Source organism: Streptomyces sp. NBC_00358 (assembly GCF_036099295.1).
Taxonomy (GTDB): domain Bacteria; phylum Actinomycetota; class Actinomycetes; order Streptomycetales; family Streptomycetaceae; genus Streptomyces.
On sequence record NZ_CP107976.1, the window covers coordinates 319947 to 340494 of the forward strand.

At 68.4% G+C, this 20548-nt stretch carries 17 protein-coding genes and 1 pseudogene; 5 read left to right on the forward strand and 13 right to left on the reverse strand.

Annotation, left to right across the window (positions count from 1 at the left end; translation table 11 throughout):
• Nucleotides 1-313: 313 nt before the first annotated feature.
• Nucleotides 314-1561 (forward strand): tyrosine-type recombinase/integrase, encoded by a 1248-nt coding sequence (locus OHT01_RS01570; protein ID WP_328551265.1) that lies wholly within the window; start codon nucleotides 314-316, stop codon nucleotides 1559-1561.
• Between the two features lie 465 nt (nucleotides 1562-2026).
• On the opposite strand, the pseudogene istB reads toward OHT01_RS01570, so the two are convergent.
• The 3 genes and pseudogenes from istB to OHT01_RS01585 all read right to left on the reverse strand — a co-directional run.
• Nucleotides 2027-2674, reverse strand: a pseudogene (gene istB / locus OHT01_RS01575) (IS21-like element helper ATPase IstB); the annotation flags it as partial.
• On the reverse strand, nucleotides 2671-4284 hold the full coding sequence (gene istA, locus OHT01_RS01580) for an IS21 family transposase (protein WP_328557993.1): 1614 nt from the start codon (nucleotides 4282-4284) through the stop codon (nucleotides 2671-2673). The pseudogene istB and the gene istA, both read right to left, overlap by 4 nt.
• Before the next feature lie 103 nt (nucleotides 4285-4387).
• On the reverse strand, nucleotides 4388-5062 hold the full coding sequence (locus OHT01_RS01585) for an alpha/beta hydrolase (protein WP_328557994.1): 675 nt from the start codon (nucleotides 5060-5062) through the stop codon (nucleotides 4388-4390).
• Between the two features lie 204 nt (nucleotides 5063-5266).
• Between OHT01_RS01585 and OHT01_RS01590 the strand changes: the two genes are divergently transcribed.
• From OHT01_RS01590 to OHT01_RS01600, 3 genes are read left to right on the forward strand one after another with little or no spacing between them, the layout of a single operon-like run.
• The gene (locus OHT01_RS01590; protein WP_328551034.1) at nucleotides 5267-6337 is read left to right on the forward strand and encodes a tyrosine-type recombinase/integrase; all 1071 of its coding nucleotides are present in this window, start codon (nucleotides 5267-5269) and stop codon (nucleotides 6335-6337) included.
• Complete coding sequence (locus tag OHT01_RS01595; protein WP_328551033.1) at nucleotides 6334-8673, forward strand: tyrosine-type recombinase/integrase; 2340 nt, start codon at nucleotides 6334-6336, stop codon at nucleotides 8671-8673. Before OHT01_RS01590 ends, OHT01_RS01595 begins: the two co-directional genes overlap by 4 nt.
• Nucleotides 8674-8717: 44 nt before the next feature.
• Nucleotides 8718-9209: a hypothetical protein gene (locus OHT01_RS01600; protein WP_328551032.1), complete on the forward strand. Its 492-nt coding sequence runs from the start codon at nucleotides 8718-8720 to the stop codon at nucleotides 9207-9209.
• Here OHT01_RS01600 and OHT01_RS01605 read toward each other — a convergent pair.
• Both OHT01_RS01605 and OHT01_RS01610 read right to left on the reverse strand, forming a co-directional pair.
• Nucleotides 9176-10756 (reverse strand): ISL3 family transposase, encoded by a 1581-nt coding sequence (locus tag OHT01_RS01605; RefSeq protein WP_328551266.1) that lies wholly within the window; start codon nucleotides 10754-10756, stop codon nucleotides 9176-9178. The genes OHT01_RS01600 and OHT01_RS01605 overlap by 34 nt on opposite strands.
• Nucleotides 10757-11494: 738 nt before the next feature.
• The gene (locus OHT01_RS01610) at nucleotides 11495-11818 is read right to left on the reverse strand and encodes a DUF5132 domain-containing protein (protein WP_328551267.1); all 324 of its coding nucleotides are present in this window, start codon (nucleotides 11816-11818) and stop codon (nucleotides 11495-11497) included.
• Between the two features lie 201 nt (nucleotides 11819-12019).
• On the opposite strand from OHT01_RS01610, the gene OHT01_RS01615 reads away from it, so the two are divergent.
• Nucleotides 12020-12951, forward strand: a protein-coding gene (locus OHT01_RS01615; RefSeq protein ID WP_443043345.1) for an IS5 family transposase whose coding sequence is annotated in 2 segments (ribosomal slippage) — nucleotides 12020-12395 and nucleotides 12395-12951 — 933 coding nt in all. Because the reading frame shifts where the segments join, the coding sequence is not laid out codon by codon here.
• A 15-nt stretch (nucleotides 12952-12966) separates the two neighbouring features.
• Here OHT01_RS01615 and OHT01_RS01620 read toward each other — a convergent pair.
• The 8 genes from OHT01_RS01620 to OHT01_RS01655 all read right to left on the reverse strand — a co-directional run bounded on the left by OHT01_RS01620 (nucleotide 12967) and on the right by OHT01_RS01655 (nucleotide 20547).
• Entirely contained in the window at nucleotides 12967-14079 is a 1113-nt protein-coding gene (locus OHT01_RS01620; RefSeq protein WP_328551268.1) for an alpha/beta hydrolase, read from the reverse strand.
• A 260-nt stretch (nucleotides 14080-14339) separates the two neighbouring features.
• A complete protein-coding gene (locus tag OHT01_RS01625) occupies nucleotides 14340-15020 on the reverse strand; it encodes a thioesterase II family protein (RefSeq protein ID WP_328551269.1) in 681 nt (226 codons plus the stop codon).
• 539 nt (nucleotides 15021-15559) lie between these two features.
• A complete protein-coding gene (locus OHT01_RS01630; protein WP_328551270.1) occupies nucleotides 15560-15967 on the reverse strand; it encodes a DUF5132 domain-containing protein in 408 nt (135 codons plus the stop codon).
• A 129-nt stretch (nucleotides 15968-16096) separates the two neighbouring features.
• Nucleotides 16097-17857 carry a DUF885 domain-containing protein gene (locus tag OHT01_RS01635; RefSeq protein WP_328551271.1) on the reverse strand — a complete coding sequence of 587 codons (1761 nt, stop codon included), beginning with the start codon at nucleotides 17855-17857 and terminating at the stop codon, nucleotides 16097-16099.
• Between the two features lie 223 nt (nucleotides 17858-18080).
• Nucleotides 18081-18269 carry a hypothetical protein gene (locus OHT01_RS01640; RefSeq protein ID WP_328551272.1) on the reverse strand — a complete coding sequence of 63 codons (189 nt, stop codon included), beginning with the start codon at nucleotides 18267-18269 and terminating at the stop codon, nucleotides 18081-18083.
• A 32-nt stretch (nucleotides 18270-18301) separates the two neighbouring features.
• Entirely contained in the window at nucleotides 18302-19045 is a 744-nt protein-coding gene (locus OHT01_RS01645) for an SRPBCC family protein (protein ID WP_328551273.1), read from the reverse strand.
• A 27-nt stretch (nucleotides 19046-19072) separates the two neighbouring features.
• Nucleotides 19073-20320, reverse strand: coding sequence for a cytochrome P450 (locus OHT01_RS01650; RefSeq protein WP_328551274.1), 1248 nt, complete (start codon nucleotides 20318-20320; stop codon nucleotides 19073-19075).
• A gap of 11 nt (nucleotides 20321-20331) precedes the next feature.
• Nucleotides 20332-20547, reverse strand: a complete 216-nt coding sequence (locus OHT01_RS01655; RefSeq protein ID WP_328551275.1) for an MbtH family protein — start codon at nucleotides 20545-20547, stop codon at nucleotides 20332-20334.
• Between the last annotated feature and the right edge of the window lies 1 nt (nucleotide 20548).

A 20548-nucleotide genomic window follows, 5' to 3' on the forward strand; every position in this document is an offset into this window, starting at 1 on the left:
CTGGCGCCAGATCAAGGAACAGGCCGCGAAAGCGAGCTGTCCTTCCTGCGGCCGCGAGCGCGTACTCCAGGAGGACACCGGCCGATGTGTGCTCTGTTCACGGGTCTGCGAACAGTGTGGCCGCCCGGTCCGGTCCGCGCAGAACCGTCTATGCCGCGACTGCCGGAACAAGGCCCGGCGGCTGGCGGCCCAGCAGCCGTGTCCCCGCTGCGGCAAGCTGGGCTATCTGCGCGAGGAAACCGGCTGGTGCGGTCCCTGTTCTCATCCAGGATCGTCGAAGCAGCCGCCGCGGGCCTGCCGTGGATGCGGGCAGTTGCGGCGCCATGAAGGACTGGGCCTGTGCTCGGCCTGCTGGCAAAAACACCCCGGCCGTCCATTCCTCCGAGGCGAACACCTCCACGATCGGCTGACCGATCCGCCGGAGTGGCTGGCCGCTTTCGTCGCCCACGTCGCGGCCCGCCACTGCGTCTCCAGGGCCTGCGGCTTCATCACCGACCTGGGCCGTCTCCTGGAGGACGAGCACTCCAACTCACCCCGGGCCCTGCTGGAGCGTTCCCGCAGGCCCGGACGGTCGATGGGCTCCTTCGCCCGCTCGCTCGAGGACTTCTTCACCCTCCGCGGCCTGGCCCTGCCCACCGACCAGGCCGAACGGCTCGCCGCCGGTCGGCGACAGCGCCGTCTCGATGCGGTTCCCGAGCCGCTGCAGCAGTCTGTCGTTGCCTTCGACGCCTCTCGGATGCGAGCCCAGGACCGGGCCCGCCGGGCCGGCACCCGGCCTCGCAGCGATCACACCCTGGAGACCGCCCTGGCCACCATGCGTGACCTCGCGCTCTTCCTCGTGACCCACCGTGGGAAGGACGACTGGGCCCTGGTGGACGTGCACGACATCGAAGCCTTCCTGGCCACCTTGCCCAAGGCCCGCAAGCGCCGGCTGATCGTGCTGCGGCAGTTCTTCCGCTTCGCTCGCGCCCAGCACATCGTGCTGATCGATCCGACCCGGACCCTGACCGCGAAGGAGCCGAACAACTTCCGCGGTAGGACGCTCACCCTGGACGAACGGCGCAAGCTCTTCCGCCGCTGGACCACTGACGAGCGCGTGCACCCGCACGAGGCCCTGGTGGGCACCCTTGCCCTGCTGCACGGAGCCTCCAGCTTGGAGGTCCGGCTGCTGCAGATTGCCGACGTGGATCACCAGGCCCAAGCGGTCCGCCTCGGCAAGCGGCCTCATCGCATTCCACTGGATCCGGCCTCCTGGATGACACTTCAGCGGTGCCTGGCCCATCGCGATGGCTGGCGGACCGACAACCCTCACGTGATGGTCACCAAAGGAACGAAGGCCGGGCGGAGCCCGGCCTCAACTGCCTACCTTTCCCACGTCCTTGACGACTGCGGGTTCCCGCCCCGCATGATCCGCAGCACCCGTCTCGTCGACCTTGTGACCACCATGGATCCCAAGCTCGTCGCCGCCGCGTTCGGCATGGACCCGCAGGCCACAATGATCTATCTCGGCGACCACGTCGAGGAGGGGCGCCTTCCTGCCTCGGAGACCAGCAGGAAATGACGAGAGACCGTCCCGGAGGCCGGACAGAATGCGGGCATGACCGTCTTCTCCTGCATGAACTGTCGGCAGCAAATCAGCCCTGACCTCCGGGAAGTACCGATGCCCCCGCCTGTCACGGAGGATGCCCCGGGACACAGGTTCTTGCCATCGCTGATGCCGCGCGGGTCGTATGCAGTCAGCCCTCACAACGGCGTGTTCGTCCTCAACCCAGACGATGTCTCGGGAGTAGCCAGACACCCTGACCGTGGGCGCCTCAATGGATGCTGCGGACTCGACGGCCTGGATGGCCCCAACCTCGTCTGCGATGCCTGCGGAGCCGAGGTCGGCACCCAGCAATCGGACTGCTGGTCTCAACAGCTGATCGCGCTGATACCCGACGCGGTGACCGCAACCGTCTCTCCATCCGCCTGAACCCGTGAAGTTTCGGCAGCACCTGGCACGGGTTCGCCGGAACATGTGCGCTTTGCCGAACGACTCGTTGGAGGCGATGGCGACGCTGTTCTTCTCCTCGCGTTCGGTCAGGACCTGGAAGAGGAGTTCGGCGCCGCGCCGGTCGAGTTCCATGTAGCCGAGTTCGTCGATGCAGAGCAGGTCGACACGTCCGTATCGGGCGATCGTCTTGGAGAGCTGCTTCTCGTCGGCGGCCTCGACGAGCTCGTTGACCAACTTTGTGGCCAGCACGTACTTGACCCGGTAGCCAGCCATCGCCGCCTCGGTTCCCAGCGCGATCAGCATGTGGGACTTGCCGGTTCCGGAGTCGCCGATCAGGCAGAGCGGCTGGCTCTTCTTGATCCATTCACAGCTGGCGAGCGTGTGGATGGTCGCCGCGTCGAGGTTCGGGTTCGCGTCGAAATCGAAGGTCCGCAACGACTTGTCCCGAGGGAAGCCGGCCGCCTTGATCCGTCGTTCTGACCGGCGCCGGGACCGGTCGTCGCACTCGGCCATCAGCAGCTCGGCGAGGAACCCGCGGTAGGTCATCTGATCCTTCAGCGCCCGGTCGGCGATGTCGGAGAACTCGTTCCTGATCGAGGGAAGCCGCAACAGGCGGCAGGCGGTGTCGATGGCCGTGTTGGCGGCCTGCTCGGTCAAGCCTCGCTGGCGGGGCAGGGTCACTGTGCTTCTCCCTCGCGGTGTTCACCGCCGCTGGCGCGACGGCGTCGGAGCAGTTGGTCGTAGTGGGTCACCGAGGGCAGCGGCCTGGTGTCCGGGGGAAGATGCGCGAGCCGCCACTCGTGCAGAAACGTCACGGTGGCCGCGCCCGGGGTTCCGGCCGGTTCGTCCTCGGCCTGGGCGATCTTGCGGGCTTCCAGCGCGACCGCGTCCGCGGTCAGGGCTCCTGCCCGCAGGGCCATCGCGAGTCCGGCGACCAGATGCTCGTGCGGCAGGTGGCGGGCCAGCAGCAGCACCTCGATCAGCGCCCTCGTCCCGGCCGTGTCTCCGTGGGCCTTGACCGCCGCGGCCCACCAGGCGTCATGGACCGGGGTGAACTTGCCTGCCGAGCGGGCCTGTTCGAGCGCGGTGGCGCCGGGGAAGGCACCCGGCTTGCGGATCAGGGCCTCCAGGTAGTGGTCCAGATCCAGGCGGCAGCCGCCCTTCGCGATCAGCCGCTCGTGCCGGGCCACTTCCACGTTCCGGTCGTAAACCATCAGGTGAGAGGCGTGCAGCACGACCCTGACCCGCTTGCCGATCAGCCGGACCGGCACCGAGTACCGGTTCGTGCGGACCGCGATCTGGCTGTAGCGGTCGACCCTGGGAGTGAAGAGCCGGCCCGTTTCGAACGGTTCCTCGGGCAGCGGCATCAGCAGTGGCCGCTCGACCTCGAAGTACTCGTCGATCGTCCGCGGCCGCGAACCGATCCGGCGCCGCCCGTCGTGAAGATCCCACTGGTCGACGAGTTCGTTCAGCTCGGCCAGCGAGTCGACCTCGGGCACCAGGGTGAAGTGGTTGCGGCGGAAGTAGCCGATCTGTCCCTCCACTCCGCCCTTCTCGTGGGCGCCCTCGATGCCGGGCCGGCAGTAGAAGCTCTCGATCCCGAAGTGCGACCTGAAGGCGATCCACCGGTCGGCCTCCACCCTGGCCCGGCTCAGCCCCAGCACCTGGGCGACGGCGGCCTTCAGGTTGTCGTAGCGGACCTTGCTCCGCGGGACCCCGCCCAGCGTCCGCAGCGCGTGAACGTGCCCTTCGAAGAAGGCTTCCTGGCCGCAGGACGCGAAGACGCGATGGACGGCCTTGCCCGAGTAGGACAGGCGGAAGGAGAACAAGTAGCAGGTCACAAGCTCGCCGGCGAGGCGGATCGTGACGTCGCCGAAGTCGACCTCGGCCTCCATGCCGGGCTGGTGGGTCTGCGGGATGAACGCTTCGACCGGGGCCTTCCCCGACTCGACGAGGATCTGCGGCTTCCGGTCCGAGACGTAGCGCCGGACCATTTGGTAGGAGACGTCCGCGGCGTGTTCCTCGACCAGGCGGTGGAAGATCCGCGTGATCGTGTGCCGCTGCTTGCGCGGCGCGTCCAGATCCGCCTGAAGCATCCCGTCGATCACCAGCTTGTAGGGGTCCAACGCGGTCGGCCGCGGCGGCAGCTGCTTCCGCGGCTCCGGCCAGACCGAGTCCACGGCCTTGCGAACCGTCCGCCACGACACGTTGTACTTGCGCTCGATCTCCCGGATCTTCATGCCGCCGCGGTGGTCACGCCGAATCGCCGCGTACAACTCGACCTTCGACATCTGCGGCATGACCAGGCCCTTTCACCAGGAGCATCCCGATGCTCCCGTGGCAAGCACCCCGGCGACTTCAAAACTCGGGCTCTGGCTCATTTTCCGTGATCGGTCACTGAGAGTGTCCGGTGCTGGGAAGAAGCAAGCTCCGTAGTACGGCGGCGACGCTGCCGGGCTGGCTGATGAAGGGTGAGTGGCTCGTGTGCCACGTCAATGTGCTGGAACAGCGCCTGCTCATCTCCCTCTGCAGGTCGGGTTCAATCGCGCGATCCTGAGTGCAGATGACGTAGGTGGAAGGTGTGTTCTGCCACGATTGGCATTCCGGTACGCCGCGGCCACATCCCGGTTTCTGGGGTCGCAGCAACGACGCTGCCCAGGTCGCACGTTCGATCGGGGCGTCGGCGTAGAACACTTCTATGGCCGCCGCGGGATCCACGTGGGTCACGCCGTCTCCGTCTTGCACGATGGAGGAGGCGAGGATCTTGGTCGAACCACCGAGACGAGCCGCGCTCTCGCCCTCAGCAGGCACAAAGGCTGCCAGGTACACCAAATGAGCAGCACCTGTCAGGCCGGTGATGACTGACCCGCCGTAAGAGTGGCCTACAACCAGGGGCGGCTGTTCCATGGCATCAACGACTGCTTGCACCGCTTCGGTGTCGGCCTGAAGCGAGCCACGATGCAGTTCCGGAACAGCGACCTCGACTCGGGCAGCAGCCAACTCCCCGACGACCAGGTTGAAGTGCTGGGGGTCGTGGTACAGGCCGTGTACCAACACCACACCACTCACGAAGATCCCCCGATTCAGCAGAGCATTCACTTCTCCCGCAGCCATGATCACCTGCGCGCCGCCGATCACGCCAGAAGCACACGTTTGCGCAGGAGGGCGAATCCGGCTCGGCCGAACATCTGGCGCTTGAGCATCTTAAAAGTTACGTGGAATCTGCCGGGGTGATCATGTCTCCCTGGTGTAGCCACGAACTTGGGAGACGGCTTGAGCGCCGCTGTGGGAGTGACGGAGAAGTGGCCGGTGCTGGGGCGCCACGAGAGGGCAGCGGGCTGGCTGCAAGTGTGGTGCGATCTTGGCCGTGCGCCTCGGACGATCGATGCCTACGCCCGCGGGCTGGCCGAGTACCTGGTGGTGTGCGAACGAGAGGGGGTCGACCCACTCGCTGCCAGTCGGGCTCATATTGCCCTTTATGTAAGGGAGTTGACTGCGCGGCCGAGCCGTCGGGGCGTGAACGTGGTCTCGATCGATTCGGGGTCGGGTCTGGCGAACGCCACGATCCAGCAGCGGCTGGTGCCGGTGCGGTTGTTCTACGACTTCCTGATGGAAGAGGGACTGCGGGAGTCCAATCCGGTGGGTCGGGGCCGTTATACGCCGGGCCGTCGTTGGGGTGGGCACCAGCGTGGCCTGGTGCCGCGGCTGACGAAGCTGCCGTGGATCCCCAGCGAACAGCAGTGGTTGGGAATCTTGGAGGTCGCGCGGGGGGAGCCGGTCCGCAACCGGGTGATGCTGGCTTTGGCCTACGATGCCGCGCTGCGGCGCGAAGAGCTGTGCTCGCTGCGGACCGATGACCTGGATCCGGCTCACCGTACGTTGCGGGTACGCGCGGAGACGACGAAGAACCGACTGGAACGGGTGGTGCCGTACTCGGCGTCGACCGGCGTGCTGATGTCGGCCTACCTTGCCCACCGGGCCACGGTCAGCCGGGCGAGAGGCCCGCTGTTCCTCTCCGAATCACGGCGCAACTACGGCCAACCGCTGAGCCTGTGGACGTGGTCGAAGGTGATACGGCGGATCGCCGTGACGGCCGACGTCCCGCAGTTCTCCACGCACACCACCCGGCACCTGTGTCTGACCGATCTGGCCCGGATGGGCTGGGAATTGCACGCGATCGCATCCTTCGCCGGCCACCGTCACACCGACTCCACGCTTCAGTACATCCACCTGTCCGGCCGGGACCTGGCCGATAAGCTCGCCCGCGGCATGGAGCACATCCACGCGTGGCGAATAGAGGCGCTCGCCTCCTCGAACGGCACGTTGCCGGAGGTGGCACGGTGAGTACATCCCGGCTGGCCCTGCCTGAGGAGAACGGCCCCGAACGCTGGTCCTGGCCGATCATCCCAAACCACTACGACACTGCTGTCGAGATCCGGCCCGCCGAGGTACTGGCAGTGAGCGAACTCGGGGTGCGGAATCTGCGCCGGCTCAAGGACCACGACCCGTCTGCTGCCAGCTGGCGAGTGATCCGCCGTCTGCTGGTCCCGCTGGAGGCGGTCAACGCCGCTCTGGACTCGCCACCCACCCCACACCGTCGGCGCGCCATGCTCGACGTGATCGCTGTGCTGCTGACACGTTGCGCGGAGACCGGCCGAACCTTTTGGGGATGGACCTCGCAGGAGTGGATCCATCTGCTCGGCCGCAACCAGACCGAGTTCCACCAGCACGCCCCGGGCTGGGTCAACGACGAGGTCCGCCCCTATCTTGCCGCGCACGCCTACCTGTTGGGCTCCTTCAACGAATTCCACCGACTCGGCAGCTTCCAGCGACTCACCCTGTCCTGGCGGATCTTCGGACGCGGCCTGGTGAGCAGCGAGATCGCCCGCATCCGCGCGGTCCTCGCGTCCTGGGGCTATCAACTGGGGCGGGACGACGACACGCTGCTGCCGATGGTCGTCTGCCAGCTGCTTCTCCTCAACCGGAGCCCGCATCTGGAGGATCTCGACACCTCGCTGTTCGACCGGGTCCGGCGCGAGAAGATGCTGGCCGGCTCACAGCGCTACACGCTGCACGCCACGCAGCGAGCGGTTGCCGAACTCGGGTTCTGTGATCCTCCGCAGCCCATCACTGGCCGCCAGTCGGTACGGGCGACCGGCGGCGCGAAGACGTGGGAGCAATGGGTCGATCGCTGGTACGCCACCTCTACGCTCACCCCGGGCGTCCGTGGCGCCATGCGTTCCGCCCTCCTCAGGGTGGGCCGGTGGATAGCCGCGGAAAAGCCCGACGTTGCTGACCCGACGGACTGGACGCGGCAGACCTGCGCGACCTGGATCGCCGCAGTGGACCGGATGAGGGTCGGTGACTACGTTCAGCGGACGGCTGGCCTGGGGGACCGTCTCGGCAAGCCGCTCGAAGCGGCGACCAAGGCCGGGCAGATCACCGCGCTGCGAACGTTCTTCAGGGACTGCCAGGAATGGGAGTGGCTGCCCCGCAGCTTCGACCCACTGCGCTCGTTGGCGATCCCTCGCAGCATCACAGCCCTCCTCGGCCCTGACCCGCGGGTGATCGCCGATGAGGTCTGGGCGAAGCTTCTGTGGGCGGGTTTGAACCTGGAAGCCGCTGATCTCCCGCAGTCCCAGGCCGGGCAGTTCTACCCCTTCGAACTGGTCCGCGCAGTCACACTGACCTGGCTGTTCTCCGGTCAACGCAGCAACGAGATAGCCCGATTGAGGGTGGGCTGCATCCGTTGGCAGCACGACGGCACCCCCATCACCGGTGACTCGCAGCAGGTCCTAGCCCGCGACACCGTCTGTCTCCTCGACGTCCCGCCCCACAAGACCGGCACCGCCTTCAGCAAGCCGGTCGACCCGATCCTCGGCCAGGCCGTCGATGCCTGGCAGGCCGTCCGCCCGGATCAACCGAAGTTCACTGACCGCCGCACCGGCGAGCGCGTCGACCTGCTGTTCGCCATCCGGGCCCGCCGCGTCTCCACGCACTACATCAACAACACGGTCATCCCGATGCTCTGCCGCAAGGCCGGAGTCCCGGACGCCGACGTCCGCGGGAACATCACCAGCCACCGGGCCCGGTCCACCATCGCCAGCCAGCTCTACAACGCCAAGGAACCGATGACGCTGTTCGAACTGCAAGCCTGGCTCGGACACCGATCACCGCAATCCACCCAGTACTACGCGAAGATCACCCCGAACACCCTGTCCAAGGCATACTCCGAGGCGGGCTACTTCGAGCGGAACGTCCGCACGATCGAGGTCCTGGTCGACCGGGACGCGGTCGCCTCCGGTGCCGCCGCTGGCGGTGAGCCCTGGCAGCACTACGACCTCGGGCACGGCTACTGCAGCTACACCTTCTTCGAACAGTGCCAGCACCGCATGGCCTGCGCACGCTGCGACTTCTACACCCCAAAGGAATCCACGCGATCCCAACTGCTGGAAGCCAAAGGAAACTTGCAGAAGACGGCCGTGTCCATCCCGCTGACCGACGACGAGCAGGCAGCCATCGAGGACGGCCAGGCGGCCCTAGACCGGCTACTTGACCGCCTCGCCGACACACCCACTCCGGCCGGCCCGACACCACGCGAACTGGACGTGCCAGCGACAACCCGCCTCCTGCCGCTTGTCGACGTCCGACAGGGCGGGACGGGTTGCGCATCGCGCTGATATCGGAGTGCGCACAGGCGCGGAAGAGTGTCACAGTCACTGCCGTGACCTTGATGAACGTGCTCGTCGACTTCGCTCGAACTGGCAGGATCGGGCCGCTTCACTGCGGAATGCCCCTGACCGAGGCCGAGGATCTCCTCGGTCGCGGGCGCCCCCACCCCGCCCTCCTCATGAAGGGCCCCGACATCGATGGCTATCCCTATGCATGGGGAGGCCTTCGACTGGTCGTCACCCAGAGGGCTGTCAGCGGCATCTGGATCGACCTCTGGCCCGGATCAACGGCGAGTCTCCCGCCGCTCGTCCTGCCTGATTCCGAGTCGTTCGAGGCCACTGTGCTCCGTGAGGAACTGATCACGGCCCTCGACACCGCAGGCTGCCACAACGAGGTCAACCCCGTCCTCACCTTCGGCGAGCAGTCGAGCATCCCCACCCAGCCCGCCGAGGTCTGCGCTGTCTTCAGCCTGCCCGGCCGGGACCACCATGTTCCACACCGCGATCGGCACTACCTCGACGTGATGCACAAGCACACGGCTTGACATCGCTGATTCCACAGAATGATGCGGTTGACGTGTCCTTCGACGACGCCGGAACTCCAGGGCAGGGTGAGGCCGGCGATGACCGCATCGCGGTCACGGTCGATGCCGGCGGCGAGTGTGTGGAGGCCAGGGAGATCGTCTCGCCGGACTGCATCGAGCCACTGCGGCAGCCGTTCACCTTGGCGCTCAGTGAGCATCTGGCCGAAGGAGCGGACGTGGCCGGTGAGGGCGTCCAGTTCAGGGCAGTGGACCAGAACGGCTTTGAGCCGAAGGTGCTCCGTCTCGTTGAGAGTCTCCGGCCGGCGAAGGATCCATCCGGCGACGACGCGGGGTGACGGTGGCCGAGCTGTGACGGGGCCCGACGAGAGCCGCTTCTCCCGGAAATAGGCGCGAACCCGCTGGTAGCTGCCCTGGTAGCCGAGTGGCACGATCTCTTCCCACACGGTCCAGGCGTTCGTGCAGCCCTGGTTCCAGCGGTCATCCAGGTAGGGCTTGAAGGCGTCGAGTTTGGACGGCCGGCCCTGCCATTGGCCGTGGAACAGGTCCTCCGGGGTGGCTGCGTCGGCCAAGAGTTTGACGGTGCGGGAGGTCATACGGAGTTGGCGGCCGATCGCCCTCCGGCTGAGCCCGGCGGCGAGTAGTTCGTGGACGGTCGCGTGCTTGGCGCGGGTGCGGTCGGCGAAACGATGCCCGGTAGGCCACGGCGAGCCGGACGGGTCTGTGAACTTCTCCGGCTGGGGGACGGACTGGGCTGGATCCGGCGCCAGGACCCGCAGGCACCCGCGGTGGTCTGCGACACAACGCTCAGCGGCCTCGCTCAGGTTGTGCCAGAGGTGCCACCTGTCCGCGACCTGCACCGCCTGGGGCGCCCCGGCGGTGGCCCCTTCGGCGAAGAACGGTGCCCGGTCGCGGCATACGACCTCCACCCCGGGCCGCTTCGCGAGCCAAGCGGCCAGACTGGAAGCCTCCCGGTCGGGCAGCAGGTCCACCGGACGCCTGCTTTCGACGTCGACCAGGACGGTCCCGTAGTGACGCCCTTTGCGGGTCGCGTACTCATCGACCCCGACCACGCGCGGGGCGGGAACTTCCGGGTCGGGCAAAGCTTCGACCAGCCTCAGCACCGTGCTGCGGCTGACGGACACGCCAAAGACTCTCGCCATGCGGGCCCCGGCCCGTCCGGCGAGCGCGAGGCCGACCGCGGCCAGCGCCGACCGCAGGCGCTCGGTGCGCCGGCCGTATCGACGGGTCAGCCCCTGCATCTGCTCAGCGAAGGTCCGGCGCCCGCAGGAGATGACCGGGCAGAGGAACCTGCGGACACGCAAGCAGAGGACGACCCGTCTGCCACCGCTGGGCACGTCAGCGGGAAACCGCAGGTAGGAGCTGTGAATCCGCCGTGACCAGCACAGACAGCCCGGGCAAACGGACTCGGCCGCCGTGCTCCGAGCCTCGATGCGCACCGACTCATCGTTCACGTCGACCGACAGCACCGCCACGTCCGCGATCGACGGGAACAGCAACTCCTCCAGCCGTAGCACCACTTCTTCCACGAGCCGAACCGTCAGCCACACCGAACCGGAGGCAGGCTATTTTCGGGCAACCTGCCCCGGGCCTGCTCGCCCAACAATCGTCACTCAGCGTGGATAGTCCACGGAAAGTGCGCCAGAGCCAAAACTCGTGAACATCACCCGACCGTGGATCTGGGCGCCTCCCAAACCCGTGAACAACGGGCTTCACAACCCGTGAATAAAGCCAGGTACGAGCACATCTCGTTCGACCTTTACCGGGACAAGGGGCGCTTGCTGGTGGGTCTGACCGTAGGGGATCCCGACGATATGAACTGGTGCGTCCTGACCAGACAGTCGAAACCGGCAGCCGATGCTCCCGGCACATGAAGCGCAGCAACCACCCCAGACGCAGCCGAACGTGAGCAACCCCAGCCCCTGGCTGACCATTGGAATCGAGGAGACCTCGGACCGGGAAACGCGTCGCAGGCGGTTCAGAGGACATGGGCGCCTTCTGACATGAACGACTGACACCAACAAGCGCGAACAGTGGCGGTCGATGCCGGACAGATCGTTGCCACGAACATCCCCGCCCACCATCCGAAGTCGCCGCCGCGGAACCGGAGACCATCCGGATGAAGCTCTACCACCTGCCCGCCCGCATGACCACCCACGCCCGACCTCCGCGACTGGCCGCGACTGTGCAGGGTCCCTTGCCCGTGTTGCGGTTCCTCGGCGAGGCCGAGGTCGACGGACTTCAGCCGGCCGTGGCACCGTGCGCCGTCACCTCACCGCCGACTCCACACCACCTGTGCGAGCCGAACTCGCCATCTTCTCGGCAGCAGCCAGGGCGGTGAGGCCCTGGATCTCCTCCCCGGCCTCGATGACTGCACGCTTGACTTCAAGGGTCAGGCCGACCGATGTCTTGATGACGCCTCGCACCAGCGGTTTCGCCACTCTTTTGGCCAGAGGGGCCGCAATCACGCCGACGAGGAAGGGAGGGACAGCAGGGAGCATGTGTGAACCCTTTTCTTGTGTGCACAGCACGACTGCCGGCGCCTCACGAGCCGATACCGTCCGGCCGACAAAGCTGGGCAGGAATGTCACCCCCCACCAAAAGCACGATAGTCGGACCTTGGCCGATGTGCCCGTAGACGCCGGCACTGTTCATTCGGTCGGGCGGAAGCTCGCCGGAGCGGACCGTGGCTGCGCAACGGGATCAGAACGGCTCCGGCGCTCCCGGCCCGCACTAGGCGCTGTTTCTCGGATCTCCTGACGGGGCTGGGGTGTTGAGGTCACGCTGGTGGTATGGGTCGTGGGGATCTGACGAATGCGGAGTGGGATCGACTGGAGTCGTTCTTGCCTCGTGGTGGTGCGCGTGGGGGTCGGTGGAGTGATCACCGGCGGGTCATCAACGGGGTGCTGTATCGGGTGCGGACAGGTGTGCAATGGCGGGACCTGCCGGAGCGGTTCGGACCGTGGGAGACGGTCTACAAACGGCATCGACGCTGGTCAGCCGACGGAACGTGGAAGATGCTCCTGTCGCGTGTCCAAGCGGCCGAGGACGCCGCCGGCCAGATCGACTGGGATGTCTCGGTCGACTCGACAGTGGTCAGAGCCCATCAACATGCCGCCGGCGCGAGGAAGACGTCCCCGGCCACGGTCGCTCAAAAGGGGGCCGGTCCAGGGACGAACCAGGTCGATCCCATCCTGCGGAAGTTGGCCATCCGATTGGAGGAGGTGGTCAGCTCGGCGAGTGCCTGGGACGTTCCCGCGGCGGGTTCACCACCAAGGTCCACCTCGTCGCCGACGGACGATGCAGGCCCCTCGCCTTCGTCCTGACCCCCGGGCACTACGGTGACGGTCCCCAGTTCGAACGCGTCCTGGAGCAGATCGCCGTGCCCCGCAGCGGAGTCGGACGGCCCCGCAAACGGCCCGACCATGTCCTGGCGGACAAGGCCTACACGTCCCGCAGCAACCGCCGTTACCTGCGACGACGCGGAATCCAGCACACCATCCCGGAACGACTCGACCAGCAAAGACACCGACACAATCGAGGCTCCCGAGGCGGCCGGCCCACCGGCTTCGACAGTGAGCGGTACAAGAAGCGCAACACAGTCGAACGAGCCATCAACCGCCTGAAAGGCTTCCGCTCAGTCGCCACACGCTACGAGAAACGCGCCTACATCTACCTAGGCACCGTCACCCTCGCAGCCCTCCTCATCTGGCTCCGCACATGATCCGAGAAACAGTGCCTAGTCCAGCAGCGAGTCCACCACCTGCACAACGAAATCCGGTACGCGGTCCGGGAAGTCGTGGCCGGTTCCCTCTGGGGTGTAGACCCTCCGCCCCCTGCTGGAGGCCGCGAGGAACCGTTCTCTCACGGTGAGGAAGAAGTGCCGGACCCGGGCGCTCTCCTCCGGATCGTCGACCGCGTCGAAGATCTCGCCGCCGCCCGTCAGATCTCGTGGCGCCACGAGGAGGAGGGGCAGCGAGCCGAGCTCGCCGTCGTGTACGGCAGTCTGCCAGCCGTCTCTGGTGATGCCGTCCGGCGACAGCTCTCGCAGGATCGATGCCGCGGCGCAGCTCGCCTTGGTCCTGAGCTCGATCTCGGCGAGAACCTGCGCCGGGTCGTCGGAGGTGTGTGTCTCCTCCCTGCCCGCGAGAGGGTGGAGGCCGAAGAGGTGACGCAGCGCGAGGACGGTCTGGTCCCTCGGGGCACGTCGCAGGGCCGGAAGCGCCGGGCCGAAGGCGACGGCATCGGGCGGGGTGGGATCGAGCAGTACCAGACCGGCCACCAGGTCAGGGCGGCGCCTGGCGGCGTTGGCCATGAGCAGTCCCCCGAACGAGTGCCCCACGAAGACGTAGGGCCCCTTTTCACCGGCCTGTTCCAGCGCCGTGAGCAGTTCGACGGCTTCTGCCGCCGTCGTGCGCGGGAACGGGCCCGGGTCGCTCCAGCCGGACCCCGGACGGTCCACCAGGACCGAACGCATCCGTTCCCGTGCCAGCGCGTGCAGCCGGTACATGGCGTATCCGCCGGCATGGCCGCCCGGCATCCAGACCACGGTGGGCCTCGGTCCGGCGTCTCCCTCGGCCAGGACATGCATGCGGTAGCCGCCCACGTCGGCCATTCGCCCGGGTGGCGGATACCTCCCGCGTATCCGGCCCACATGCACCAGATGGCGGAACGACCCGAGACCGAGTGCGAGGGCCACGGCCCACAGCACACCGCCGAGAATCCGCCGGCCGGTACCTCTGGATACACACCGTGCACCCGCGGCCGCCGGCAGCAGAGCGATGCCCAGCCCGGCCCAGTCCCGGCTGAGCAGCCGGAGTATCGCGTCGACGGTACGTCTTCCCGGTCGCATGGTCCCTTCTCCGTCCCAGCCTTCGCGGCCGCTGCCGGGGACACCGCACGTCTCAGCGACCGGTACGACCATCGTCCCCTGGGAACCCCGCGGGCGCCATGCGCGGTGCCGGGACCCCGCCTTCCGTCACAGCCGGGCAGCCGCTGACACCGTACGGACCCTGCCAGGAACCGACCGCGCACGGTCGGGGAGCTGTGGGTGTGCGCCGTGGACTTCCAGGTTCTCGATACGGGCGTTCGCCATCCGGCCCGGCCTGCGCCTCACGCGCGGGCAAGTCGTGCTGCCACGTCCGCGACTACTTCGGCCTCCCGGGGTGCGAGGTAGAAGTGATCCCCTGGGAACGGGCACAGCTCGAAGGAGCCCGGGGCGGCGAGGCCGGACCAGGCGAGGACCCCGTCGAGCGCGCAACTCGGATCGTCCTGGCCGACGTACGCGGTGATTGGCGCCTTGACCGGGGCCGGATTCGGGGGGTCGTAGCCCTCGATCAGCCGGTAGTCCGAACGGAGGGCGGGCAGCAGCAGGTCGCGCAGCTCCGGGATGTCGTAGGCCTCCGAGTGCAGGTCGCCGAGGTGCCGGACGTGGGTGATCAGGGTTTCGTCGTCGGCGTCGTGCAGCGCGGCGCGTTCGGCCCACCCGGGGGCTTCGTGTGCGGAGACCAGCAGGTGCTCGGGGACCATGCCGCGGGTCTCCAGCCGCAGGGCCACCTCGTAGGCGACGCAGGCGCCCATGCTGTGCCCGAAGAGCGCCAGCGGCCGGTCGAGCCAGGGCCGCAGTGCGTCCTCGATCGTGTCGGCCAGGGTGGCCATGTCCTCGATGCAGGCTTCCGCGAGCCGGTCCTGACGGCCGGGGTACCGCACGGCGAGCACCTCGACGTCCGTCGGCAGCAGCGCGGGCCAGCCGTGGAACAGCTGTGCCGTGCCGCCGGCGTGCGGGAAACACACCAGTCGGAGCCTGGGCTCCGCCGCACGCCGGTGAACTCGGAACCACTTCCTCGCGTCGGTCGCCGTCATCGCCGACGGATCCCGCGCAGGTGCAGGGAGCCGATCCCGGCGAGAAAGGCGGGAGGCTGCTCCACCGCCTTCGTGGATGCGTATGCGGGCCGCACGGTGTGGCGCCGGCAATCGGTTACGAGGAGTCTGCAGGCACCGCCTTCCTGGATGAGTTCCGCGGAATACAGGGGGGTTTTGGTCGCATACATCTGACCTGCCTCCATCAGAGGGTGTCGTGATGGCCGATACGGCGCAGCCCACCATGTCGCCGGTGGCGTGGCGGTCGCATGCGAGAGGCCGGGACGACGAACGGCCGCTGTGTCCGCCGAAGACTCCATGGAGCAAAGTCAGCTTTGGCGTGGAAGGCCTTGAGCGGAAAGGAACGGGGTTGCTCCGGACGGGACTTGGCGGTCTCGACCGGTTACGCAGACGAAAACGTGCCCGTGCCCATCGGGACGAAGCAGAGTCACACGGAGAGTCGGCGGGCAGACTCAGTGCGCCTTGGTGGCGACCGAACCGGCGCCACGGGCCTTGGCGGCGGCCGAACCGGCGCTACGGGCCTTGCCGGCGGGCTTGGCCTGGCGGCCGGTCCGTCCCTCGTGGGCCTTTGCCGCTGCGGGCGCCGGCTTGGCGGCCGCTCCGGCCCGGCCCGCGGTGCCGTCCTCCGGGGCGCCGACACCGTGTCCGGCTCTCGGTGCCGTCTGGGCTGCGAGCACCTCGGCAGTCGCCTCGGCGGCGAGATCATGGATGCCCTCGCCGGCTTCATGGACGGCCCTCTTGACCTCGATTCCCAGGCCCACCGACGCTTTGACGACCCCTCGCACCAAAGGCTTGCCCAGCCTCTTCACCAGGGAGACGGCGATCAGACCGATCAGGAAAGGAGGTACTACAGGCGGCATGGCACAACATCCTTCTCTTCTGCCGAGGAGGTGATGACTGGATGGACGCACTCCGCTTCAGCGGACCCGCACGTTCCATCACAGAGAGTATCCAAGGGCGGGTAAGCGACTACGAATTCCCCGTGGCCTTCACTCATTCGAGTAGAGCGGCTTTCCCTGGAAGTCTGTTCGGCCGTATGCCCCGTGCAGTTCTCTCTCCACCCGTCGGCGCAGGACGGAAAACGGCAGTGTGCCGCCGGTCAGCACGGTCTCGTGAAAGGCGCGCACGTCGAACGCGGCGTCGGCGCCGCGTTCGCACGCTGCCCGCAATGCCGTGAACTCCGCATGACCCGCCCGGTACGTCAGCGCCTGCCCCGGCAGATCGGTCGCGTAGCGCAACGACTCGGTCGTGATCTGCCGTTCGGACTCGGCTGCCGCGTGGGCCCGCATGAAGGTGCGTGCCTCCTCCAGTGTCATCGTCCCGAGGTTGAGGCCGGTGTCGACGACGAGGCGCTGCGCGGTGAACCGTTCATGGGCCAGTCGTCCGTACGCGTCCCACGGGTCGTCGTACAGCCCCATCTCCCAGGCGAGCCCTGCCGCGTACTCCGCCCAGCCCTCCTCGAACCCGCTGAAGGCAGCCAGCTCGCGCCGCAGGTCGGGCAGCGCGGTGTTCTCGGCCTGGCGGGCGAGGTGGAAGTGATGTCCGGGCGACAGCTCGTGGTAGATGAGCGCGGCCGCGCCGAGCAGTGACCGGTGTGCCAGGTCCGAGGCGTTGTAGCGGTAGCGTCCCACCGGTTGCGCGGCGGTCGGCGGTTCGTAGTACCCGAACGTCATCGACCCCTCCAGCGCCGGGTCGAGACGGGCCACGTCGTAGGGGGCGCGTGGCAGGACCGCGAACCAGCGCGGCAGCAGCGGCGTGAGGCGGTCGAGGTGTCCGCGGTAGCGGGCTTCGACCTCCTCCGGGGTGGCGGCGTACAGGCGCGGCTCGGTCGCGAGCCGTTCGTTGAACTCCGCCTCAGTCCCCGCGAAACCGAGCGTGTCGCGCATCTCCCGCATCCGCTCGCCGAGTTCGCGGCAGTGCTCCCGGCCGAGTTCGTGGAGGCGCTCGGGTGGTGTGTCGCCGGAGGTGTACGTCCTGACGAAGGACCGGTATGCCGCCTCGCCTTCCGGGTAGCGGGCCCAGCCGACGGCCTGCGGTGCCCGCCGGAGGTAGTCCGGGTCGCCCACGAGGGCGATGATGCGGTCGAACGCGGGCTCCAGTTCGGTGGCCACGAGCCGCTCGACCGTGTCGCGCAGGTGCCCCCGGCTCGCCGCTTCGAGCCGGGTGAGCCGCTCGTCGTCCACCCGGACGCACTGTGCCGACGACGCCCGCAGGCGGGTAAGTGTGGTGTGGACGCCGGTCAGGGCCGGAGCGGGGATGTGAAAGCCCCGCTCCGCCTGCCCGGCGGCCTTGTCGCCGATCGTCGCGACGCAACGGGCCAGGTCCCGTACGAGGGTCACGTACCGGTCCGCGTCGGCTCGGTGCTCGAAGCGGAACGGGCGGAAGACGGTGTCACCGTACTGCTGGAGCCGGAAGAGCTGGTACGGCGTCGCGGTGGGGGTGAGCCAGTGGAAACGTCCCGCCTCCGCTTCCTGTTCGGCCAGTGCCCGGAGGAAGCCCGCTGTGTCGGCGGCGGGACCGGACAGCTCCGCCGGTCGCAGCGCACGCAGCCGGTTCAGCACCCCGGCAGCGAACCCGGCGCGCTCGTCGGCCTCCTCCGCGGACACCCCCGGCAGCGACTCGACCGGCAGCCCGCGGCGCGTGCGCAGCGACGGCTCGCGTGCGAGCAGGAAGTCCCAGTACGAGGTCGCGAGTCGGTCGATCTCTCGCGCCGTGGAGTCGTCCGGGGAGCCTCCTGGATTGATGACCATGGCGCCAGTGTGCGCCTTGAGGTGACGCAGCGTCAGCAACGGGGCCGTGAACCGCGCGTCGGGCGGCGCCGTCGTGTCAGCCGTGCCGGCCGGTTGCGGCGGCGGCGTGTCGTCGACGCGCACTCCTGTGGCTGACGTTCGGCCACAAGCGCCCGTCCACGAAGCCGGTGCCGGCCGGCAGTTGATCTGCGGGCGACACCGGCCTCATTGATCCGGAAGCGGTCTACCGGCGGCCGCGTGCCGACGCCGAGCCGAGCTTGGAACTCAGCACCGACAGGAGTACCGGGAGCCTGGCCACGGCGGATTCGGGAACCGGGGTGACCTGGACCGTGTCCCGGACCACGTCCTGCACCACGAGTTTGTAGGTGCCGTCTTCCTCGACGAGTTCGGCGGCGTAGAGCAGTGTTTCCACCAGGGGTCCTTCGGTCGTGTCGTGCGGCGGGGTCAGGCGCCGTTGAGCCAGGCGTTCCAGGCCTTGGTGGCCAGTTCTTCGTCCGCGTCCTCGGCGAACAGGTGGTGGCCCAGCCAGATCGGCCAGTTCCAGGAGCTGCCGTTGAAGAACCGGTACAGCGCGTCCGGGCCTCGCAGGCCGACGAAGTCAGGGCTCAGCCAGTCCACGACCACCTCCGTCGAACCGCCGTCCGCGCCCGGGAGGTCGAGCGACAACCGGTCGCCGACGGCCGCGTCGTCGTCGAGGCCGAGGCGCCGGCGCAGGGCGGCGAAGTCGGCGGGGTCTTCGGTGGACTCGCCACGGGCGGCCCTGACGTAGACGGCGGGGCGGCCGGCGAAGTGCCTCAGGTACTCGGGGAGGGAGTGCTGGTAGAAGTCGACGTGCTTCTCGGCCGCGTCCGCCTTCGTGTCCCAGTTCCAGGTGTCGTCGACCACGCCCGTGTGCACCCAGTGGATTCCCATCCGCAGGTGGCTCGCGCCGTCGTCGGCCGGCTCGATGCGGTAGGTGAGCGTGTTGGAGAACCCGCCGTCCTGGGTGGCCCGAACCGCGAAGTGGTGCGGCGGCTCCCACGCCACGACGGTGCTGTCGCCGCGCGTGGCCTTTCCGCCGACGCGCGGCTCGACCTCCATCGGGTAGAGCCAGCCGAGGTTGCCGGCGCCGGTGGCGACCGCGTCCCAGACCTGTTCGGGCGTGGCGGGCAGGTCCTGTTCCCGGCGGACCTCGAGCTCTCGGGCCATGGGCACTTCTCCTTCGTCGTTCATGGGTCAGTAGGTGAGCGGAAGCGCGGTGAGTCGCCGTTGCAGCGGGTTGGGCCGCCAGTCGAGTTCCGCGTCGCCGGCCAGCCGCAGGTGCGGGAGCCGACGGACCAGCGTGCCGACGGCCACCTCCGCCTGGAGCTTGGCCAGCGGGCCGCCGAGGCAGAAGTGCGGGCCGTTGCCGAAGCTGAGGTGCCGGTTGCCCGGGCGGGTCAGGTCGAGCCGGTCGGGGTCCTCGAAGCGCTCGGGATCCCGGTTGGTCGCGGCGAGGAACAGGTAGGCCAGCTCGCCCTCGCGCAGCGTCCGCCCGCCGATCTCGACGTCCTCGGCGGCGACCCGGACGATCGCCTGGGTCGGCGTGTCGTAGCGGGCGAGCTCGTCGACGGCCGTGCGGATCAGCGTCGGGTCCTCGCGCAGCCGGGCCAGCTGGTCGGGGTGGCGCAGCAGGGCGAGCATGCCGTTGCCGACCAGGTGGGTGGTGGTCTCGTCGCCGGCGGTGATCAGGACGAAGCAGGTGGACAGCAGCTCGGAGTCGGTGAGCCGGTCGTCCTGCGCCTGGGTGGCGACCAGGGCGCTGATGAGGTCGTCGCCGGGGTCGGCCCGGCGGCGGCGGACGAGCCGGGCGAGGTACTCCTCGTACTGCTCGATCGCCGCCTCGGACTTGTCGATGTCCTCGCTCAGCCGGCCGAAGCGGTGGAACCAGGTCTTGACCTGCGGGAGGTCCTCGGGCGGGATGCCGAAGAGCTCGCAGACGACGGACAGCGGGAGCGGGGAGGCGACCGCCTCGATCAGGTCCATGGCCGGCCCGGCCGCGACCGCCTCGTCGATGAGCCGGTCGACGATCCGCTGGATGCCGTCGCGCAGATCTTCGACGCGCCGGGCGGTGAAGGCACGGTTGGCCAGCCTGCGCAGCCGGGCGTGGTCCGGCGGGTCGGTGTTGCTCATCACCCGGCCGAGCCGGTCGGTGAGCCGGCTGAAGGCCTTGAGGTCGCCGCCGAGCGCACTGTAGGCGCGGGTCATCCGGTCCCGGTCGTTGGACAGCCGCAGGTCGCTCAGGGCCGCCTCGACGTCGGCGTACCGGGTGAGGTACCAGATGCCCTGGGCGCTGCGGTGGACCGGGTCCTCGCGGCGCATGCGGGCGTAGAACGGGTACGGGTCCCGGCGTGCCTCGGGCGTGAGCAGAGCCGTGGCGAGGTCGTCGGACCGGGCGAGGCCCGCGCTGGCGCGGGCCTCGTCGGTGGTGTCGGTCAGGTTCACTGCGAGCCGCGCTACCGCTGGGCGTTCATGGCGTCGGCGAGGCTCTTGGGCCGCATGTCGGTCCAGTTCCGCTCGACGTACTCCAGGCAGGCGGCGTGGGTGTCGGGTCCGTGGGCGACGTTCCAGCCGTCGGGGACGTCCGCGAACTGCGGCCACAGCGAGTGCTGGTTCTCGTCGTTGGTGAGCACGAGGAAGGTGCCGTCCTCGTCGTCGAACGGGTTGGTCATG

Excerpts from the sequence above, each read along its gene's own strand:
- istA (WP_328557993.1), bottom strand. The coding sequence starts at position 4,284 with ATGTCGAAGGTCGAGTTGTACGCGGCGATTCGGCGTGACCACCGCGGC.
- OHT01_RS01620 (WP_328551268.1), bottom strand. The coding sequence starts at position 14,079 with ATGCGACCGGGAAGACGTACCGTCGACGCGATACTCCGGCTGCTCAGC.
- OHT01_RS01630 (WP_328551270.1), bottom strand. The coding sequence starts at position 15,967 with ATGCCGCCTGTAGTACCTCCTTTCCTGATCGGTCTGATCGCCGTCTCC.
- OHT01_RS01635 (WP_328551271.1), bottom strand. The coding sequence starts at position 17,857 with ATGGTCATCAATCCAGGAGGCTCCCCGGACGACTCCACGGCGCGAGAG.
- OHT01_RS01645 (WP_328551273.1), bottom strand. The coding sequence starts at position 19,045 with ATGGCCCGAGAGCTCGAGGTCCGCCGGGAACAGGACCTGCCCGCCACG.
- OHT01_RS01655 (WP_328551275.1), bottom strand. The coding sequence starts at position 20,547 with ATGACCAACCCGTTCGACGACGAGGACGGCACCTTCCTCGTGCTCACC.